The 6,177-nt window shown below is 67.2% G+C and carries 4 protein-coding genes and 2 pseudogenes; 3 read left to right on the top strand and 3 right to left on the bottom strand.

Annotation, left to right across the window (positions count from 1 at the left end):
- Nucleotides 1-48: 48 nt before the first annotated feature.
- Both D477_RS12210 and D477_RS12205 read right to left on the bottom strand, forming a co-directional pair.
- Complete coding sequence (locus D477_RS12210) at nucleotides 49-1,026, bottom strand: helix-turn-helix domain-containing protein (RefSeq protein ID WP_043846801.1); 978 nt, start codon at nucleotides 1,024-1,026, stop codon at nucleotides 49-51.
- A 90-nt stretch (nucleotides 1,027-1,116) separates the two neighbouring features.
- Nucleotides 1,117-1,740, bottom strand: coding sequence for a TetR/AcrR family transcriptional regulator (locus D477_RS12205; RefSeq protein WP_005269569.1), 624 nt, complete (start codon nucleotides 1,738-1,740; stop codon nucleotides 1,117-1,119).
- 127 nt (nucleotides 1,741-1,867) lie between these two features.
- Here D477_RS12205 and D477_RS12200 point away from each other — a divergent pair.
- From D477_RS12200 to D477_RS12190, 3 genes and pseudogenes are all read left to right on the top strand, one after another.
- Nucleotides 1,868-3,781: pseudogene (locus tag D477_RS12200) on the top strand (primary-amine oxidase).
- 52 nt (nucleotides 3,782-3,833) lie between these two features.
- Entirely contained in the window at nucleotides 3,834-4,277 is a 444-nt protein-coding gene (locus D477_RS12195) for a hypothetical protein (protein ID WP_005269565.1), read from the top strand.
- A 96-nt stretch (nucleotides 4,278-4,373) separates the two neighbouring features.
- Complete coding sequence (locus tag D477_RS12190; RefSeq protein ID WP_005269563.1) at nucleotides 4,374-5,864, top strand: MFS transporter; 1,491 nt, start codon at nucleotides 4,374-4,376, stop codon at nucleotides 5,862-5,864.
- A 197-nt stretch (nucleotides 5,865-6,061) separates the two neighbouring features.
- On the opposite strand, the pseudogene D477_RS22320 reads toward D477_RS12190, so the two are convergent.
- Nucleotides 6,062-6,177, bottom strand: a pseudogene (locus tag D477_RS22320) (3,4-dihydroxyphenylacetate 2,3-dioxygenase); the annotation flags it as partial.

Genomic DNA, 6,177 nt, shown 5'->3' with positions numbered 1-6,177 from the left:
CGAAAGGTGCGGGACCGCCGTCGTACGGGAACCGGATGGGCCTCCGGGTCAGGCGGGTTGGCGGCGGTAGCTGCTGGGTGGTTCGCCGAAGGTGCTGCGGAAGATGCGGCTGAAGTGAGCGGCGTCGACGAAGCCCCAGCGGGAGGCGATGCTGCCGACCGGGCGGTCCGCCAGGACCGGATCGCGCAGGTCGCGGCGGCAGTGCTCCAGCCGGCGGGTGCGGATCCAGCTGGCGACCGTGGTTCCGGAAGCGGCGAAGATGTTGTGCAGGTGGCGGGTGGAGACGTAGTGCGCGGCGGCGATCTCCGCGGGCGAGAGGTCCGGGTTGCCCAAGTTCGCCTCAATATAGCGGCGGATCCGCCCAAGCAGCTCCGGATGGCCGCCGGTGTCCGTCCGGCGGCGGGCATCCAGTTCGCCCTCGAACATCGTGGCGACCAGGTCGATGGCGTTGCGGGCCAGCCGGTGTCCGCTGGTACCGGTGAGGTAGTCGAGGTTCTCGGCGAGCTGGACCATGAACGGGCTGATGACGCGGCCCAGGCCTTCGTCTCCGGCCAGCCTTACGGCGGTAAGCTGCGCAACTTCGTCTGCCGGCAGGTCCAGGACATCGTGCGGGAACATCAGCACCAGCGTCCGGAAATCGTCCTCCATGGCCAGGGTGTAGGGCCGATGCGTGTCATAAACGGCAAGATCGCCGGGGCGCAGCATGGCCTCACGTTGGTCCTGCACCAGGATCCCGGTGCCGGACAGCTGCAGGTTCAGCTTGAAATACAGCCTGTCCGAACTGGCGATCAGCGATGGCGTGCGCAGGACCTGATGGCCCGTGGCACTGACTTCGACCAGGGACAGTTCGTCCAGGATCCGGGAGCGCAGCCGCCCGTTGAACCGGTCCGGCGTGCTGGTTCGCACCTCCAGGGGCACGAACGATTGGGACACCAGATGGTGCCATTGTGTGAAATTCTCGGCGACGTCGGTCCGGACATGACGGGATGGTCCGCCGGCGACGGCACCGGCTTTTGCCGCTGACATTGAAGGGCCCCCTCAGCCTCGTCCCGCCGGAGAAGCGGGATGTGGGGTGGAACACAGTGTATCCAATGTAGCGGTTCAGTCCCGGAGCTGTCACTTTTTTTCGACCGCGGGCGAAGAAAAGGTTCCTCCCGCCAGCAGCTGCAGGTAGCCGTCCAGTTGTGCCGAGAGCTGGTCCGGCGAGTAATGCGCCGGCGACAGCACCGCCGTGATCTGGGCGCCGAGCACGAGGTTCATTAAGTGCCCGGCGATATCCTCGTCGCCGACCTCGGCGCGGAGCTCACCGGCTTCCCGGGCCTCGTGCAGCTGCTGGAGCAGGTGGGTCCGCCACTGCTCCATCGCGTCGTCATGCAGCCTGGCCTTCGACTCATCCGTCAGGGCTTTCTGCCAGAACGGGATGACGATCCGGGCTTCATTGATGCGGTTTTCGTCCAGCGGCAGGATTTCCCGGCAGAAGGCCCGCAGGGCGCCCAGTCCGGACAGGCCCCGGGTGGCGGCGGCCATCCGCGCGTTGGTCTGGTTGAAGACGTGCCCGAACGCGAAGGCGAGCAGGTCGTCCTTCGTGGGGAAGTACGGCTTGAGGGCGCCGTTGGCGAAGCCGGCTTCGGTGGCGATTTCCCGCATGGTGGCCCCCTCCATGCCGTGCCGGGCGATGATCCGCCAGGTCGCGTTGACCAGTTCCATCCGGCGCTGGTCGTGGTCGACGATTTTGGGCATGACCGTCCTTTTTGCGTCATTTGTAGAAAAACCTCTTGTGAGACATCTTACAAAGCGCTATTCTCTACAGTCATAGAAAAAACGACGGCCGGAACGCCGGCGTCGGACGACTGCAGGAAGGGCAGCCATGACCATCTCATCCACCGAGCTTGCTTCCGCCTACGCGTTGGCAACGGCCGATGAAATCAGCCGCGTCCGCGAAATCCTGGCCGATGCCGGCCTGGCCGGCGACAGCATCAGGTTCGCCTACCTCGGACTGCTCGATCCGCCGCGGGGAGCCGCCGAGGCACCGGCTGACCGGCGTTTCCGGGTTTTCCTGCACGATGTTTCCGGGGGTGCGCCGAAGGACGCCGTGGTCTCTGTGACCCGGGGCGAGGTGGAATCGGTGGCTGATCTGGACACCTCGGTCACGGGCGAACTGCCGGTGCTCGAGGAGGAGTTCGCCGTCGTAGAGGAAATCCTCGCCGGGGACGAACGCTGGCTCAAGGCGCTCGCGGACCGGAACCTCGACGTCGACAAGGTCCGGGTGGCGCCGCTCTCCGCCGGGGTGTTCGAGTACCCGGAGGAGAAGGGCCGGCGCATCCTGCGCGGGCTGGCGTTCTATCAGCACTTCCCCGAGGACAGCGCCTGGGCCCACCCGATCGACGGGCTGGTGGCCTACGTCGACGTCGTGAACAAGACTGTGGACCAGGTGCTCGACTTCGGCGCCGTGCCCGTACCTGCCGAGCATGGCAACTACACCGATCCTGAGCTGACCGGGCCGCTGCGCCAGTCCCAGAAACCGATCAGCATCACCCAACCCGAGGGCCGAGCTTCTCGGTCTCCGGGGGTAACCACATCGAGTGGGAGAAATGGAGCTTCGACGTCGGCTTCGACGTGCGCGAGGGCGTGGTGCTGCACAACATCGCCTTCCAGGACGGCGACCGCAACCGCTCGATCATCAAGCGCGCCTCGATCGCCGAGATGGTCGTGCCCTACGGCGATCCCTCCCCGGTGCGGTCCTGGCAGAACTACTTCGACACCGGCGAATACCTGGTCGGCCAGTACGCCAACTCGCTGGAGCTCGGCTGACGACTGCCTGGGCGAGATCACCTACCTGTCTCCGGTGATCGCCGACGGCTTCGGCAACCCGCGCGAGATCCGCAACGGCATCTGCATGCACGAAGAGGACTGGTCCATCCTCTCCAAGCACTCCGACCTGTGGACGGGCATCAACTACACCCGCCGCAACCGCCGCATGGTGGTGTCCTTCTTCACCACGATCGGCAACTACGACTACGGCTTCTACTGGTACCTGTACCTCGATGGCACCATCGAGTTCGAGGCCAAGGCCACCGGCATCGTGTTCACCAGCGCGCACCCTGGCAAAGACTACCCGTATGCCTCGGAAATGGCTCCGGGTCTGGGCGCGCCGTACCACCAGCACCTGTTCAGCGCCCGGCTCGACATGGCCCTGGACGGCTTCACCAACCGGGTTGAGGAAGAGGATGCGGTGCGCGTGCCGATCAGCGTAGAGAACCCGCGCGGCAATGCCTTCACCCGTAAGCGCACCCTGCTGAAGACCGAGTCCGAGGGTGTGCGGGAAGCGGACATGCAGGCCGGGCGCAGCTGGGTGATCTCCAATCCGGAGTCGCGGAACCGCCTGGGCGAGCCGGTGGGCTACAAGCTGCACCCGCAGGGCCAGCCGATGCTGCTGGCGGATCCGCAGTCCTCCGTAGCGAAGCGTGCGACCTTCGCCACCAAGGACCTGTGGGTGACCCGCTACGCCGAGGAAGAGCGCTACCCGACCGGCGACTTCGTCAACCAGCACGCCGGCGGGGCAGGCCTGCCGGCCTACGTGGCCCAGGACCGGGACATTGACGGCGAGGACATCGTCGTCTGGCACACCTTCGGCCTGACCCACTACCCGAGGGTGGAGGACTGGCCGATCATGCCCGTGGACTCGGTTGGCTTCAAGCTGCGCCCGGAGGGCTTCTTCGACCGCAGCCCGGTGCTGGACGTGCCGCCGAGCAAGCCGGCCGGCGGACACTGCCACCGCTGACGCCATGCCGGCAGGAATCCGGCCCATTGGGCTGCACCCGAGGTTGTGTGCCGTGGCTGCGCTGGCTTCGGCCACGGCACACACCTGGATGGCTTGGCTGCACTGGGGCAGCTGGTGGGAGGCCGGACTGATGGCGGTCATGGCCGTGTCCTGCCTGCCCTGCGCGCTGCCGCTTTGGCGGTCCGGATGCACGGGGGCGGCGCGGATGCTGATGGGCATGGCGCTGGCGATGGCCGGTTTCCACCTGCTGCTGGTCCTGCAACCGGTCGCATCCGGGACCCACTCGCACCACGCCCCAGCGGTACAGACCGCCCCGCCGGGACCGCCGGACATGGCCGGAGCCATGCTGGCCATCATCGCGCTGGAACTGGCCAGCGCGATGATGGCGGCGACCTGGATCCGCAGGTCCGCCGGCGGGAACATCCGGGTGCTTGAGCGTACGCCCACGGAAACCGGCCGGGCCTGCCGCCTGGCCACGTCCAGCGGACAACTATAGACGCGCCGGCGGGGGATTGATAGAGCCGCCGGCCCGTCCAGCCGCATCCGGCGCGCAAGTTTTGTGCGCTTCGCCACTCGGCGTATGAATGGGAAGGTGAGTGCGCCGCTGAACCCGCCGTCGGTGGATCCGGACTACGTTCCGGACCCGGGCCGCTGGCGGATCCTCACGGTTCTTCTGGTGACGGTGTTCATGGCCCTGCTGGGCGTAAGCATTGTCAACGTCGTCCTGCCATCGATCGAGACCGGCCTCGGCGCGACCCAGTCCGACATCCAGTGGGTGCTGTCCGGGTACGCCCTGACCTTCGGCGTCGTCCTGGTCGCGGCCGGACGGGCGGGCGATGTTTTCGGACGCGGCCCGATCTTTATTGCCGGGTTGCTCCTCTTTACGCTCTCCTCGGTGGCCGCCGGTTTGGCGCAGGACCCGGCCACCTTGAACCTCATCCGGTTCATCCAAGGCTCCGGTGCGGGACTGCTCAACCCCCAGGCCATCGGCATGATCCAGCAGTACTTCCGCGGCGAGGAGCGCGCCCGGGCCTTCGGGCTGCTGGGCAGCGTCATTGGCGTCTCCGCCGCGATCGGCCCCCTCATCGGCGGGCTGCTGGTGCAGCTGGCCGGCGAGGAGAACGGCTGGCGCTGGACCTTCCTGGTCAATGTGCCGGTCGGCGTGGTGGCCACGGCGCTGGCCTTCCTCTGGTTCCCGAAGCCGATGGGCACCCGGACCGCGCCGGCAGCCGGCTTGGACGCCCGGGCCGGTCCCGCCGCTGCTTACCAGCCGCGGGACCTGGACCCGGTGGGCTCGGTCCTGCTGGGGGCGGTGGTGCTGGTGGTGCTGCTGCCCTTCGTCGAGTCCAGGGAAGCCCCCTGGCTCTGGGCGCTGCTGCCCGTCGGGGCCGCCGGACTGTGGCTGTGGGTCTGGTGGGAGCGGCGGTACAAGCGCATCGGCCGGAGCCCGATGGTGGACCCGTCCCTGTTCCGGCTGTCCAGCTTCGCCAACGGGACGGCGATTTCCGGACTCTACATGATGGGCATGACCAGTGTTTGGGTGCTGATCGCCCTGTACCTCCAGGATGGGCTCGGCCGCACCGCGCTGGAAGCCGGGCTCGTCGGGCTGCCGGCGGCCGTCCTGGTGGCCGCCGGATCGAACTGGGCCGGCGGGAAGGTCACGGCCTACGGGCGCAGGGTGGTGATCTGGGGGATCTTCAGCGCGTTCTTCGGCCTGGTGTCCAGCATCCTGGTCATCCAGCTGCACCAGCATGCCGGTATCAGTATCTGGTGGCTGCTGCCGGCGCTGGCTTTTGTGGGCCTGGCCCAAGGGCTGGTGGTCAGCCCCAACCAGACCCTCACTCTCGCTGAAGTGCCCCTCGATTACGCCGGCAGTGCCGGGGCCGTCCAGCAGACCGGCCAGCGCGTCGGTACCGCCGTGGGCATCGCCCTCGTTACCGCCGTATCCTTCGCCGTGCTCGCACGTTCAGACTGGACGGCCGCAATCACCATCGGATTCGCCGCCATTGCCGTGATCGTGCTGGCCACCCTTGCCATTGCCCTCAAGGACCAGCGGATCCGGGCCGGAGCCGGTCTGCGCTGACCGTGACGGTGCAGCCGCCCAGTGGCCATGACAGCGAAGCCGTCCATTGGCGTGCCGAGTCCCTGAGCGCTTTGGCCGTTAAGCACCGGAGGTGACAAGTACGACGACGGTGCGTGCCGCCGTCGTACTTGTCACCTCTTTGCCCGGGAAACTGGGGTTCACGGGTGGGATCGGACCGGGGTGCCGATCATGAAGCCTTAGACGAGGTTGCCGATTTTGAAGCCCTTGGAGGCCTGGCCCTTGTAGGAGCCGGATTCGTCGTCGGCGCGGGTGTAGGAGAAGCCGTCGGCGCCGATGGTCACTTCCATTTCGG

It is taken from the genome of Arthrobacter crystallopoietes BAB-32 (assembly GCF_000328305.2).
Taxonomy (GTDB): domain Bacteria; phylum Actinomycetota; class Actinomycetes; order Actinomycetales; family Micrococcaceae; genus Crystallibacter; species Crystallibacter crystallopoietes_A.
This window is presented reverse-complemented; position numbering and strand designations above follow the sequence as displayed.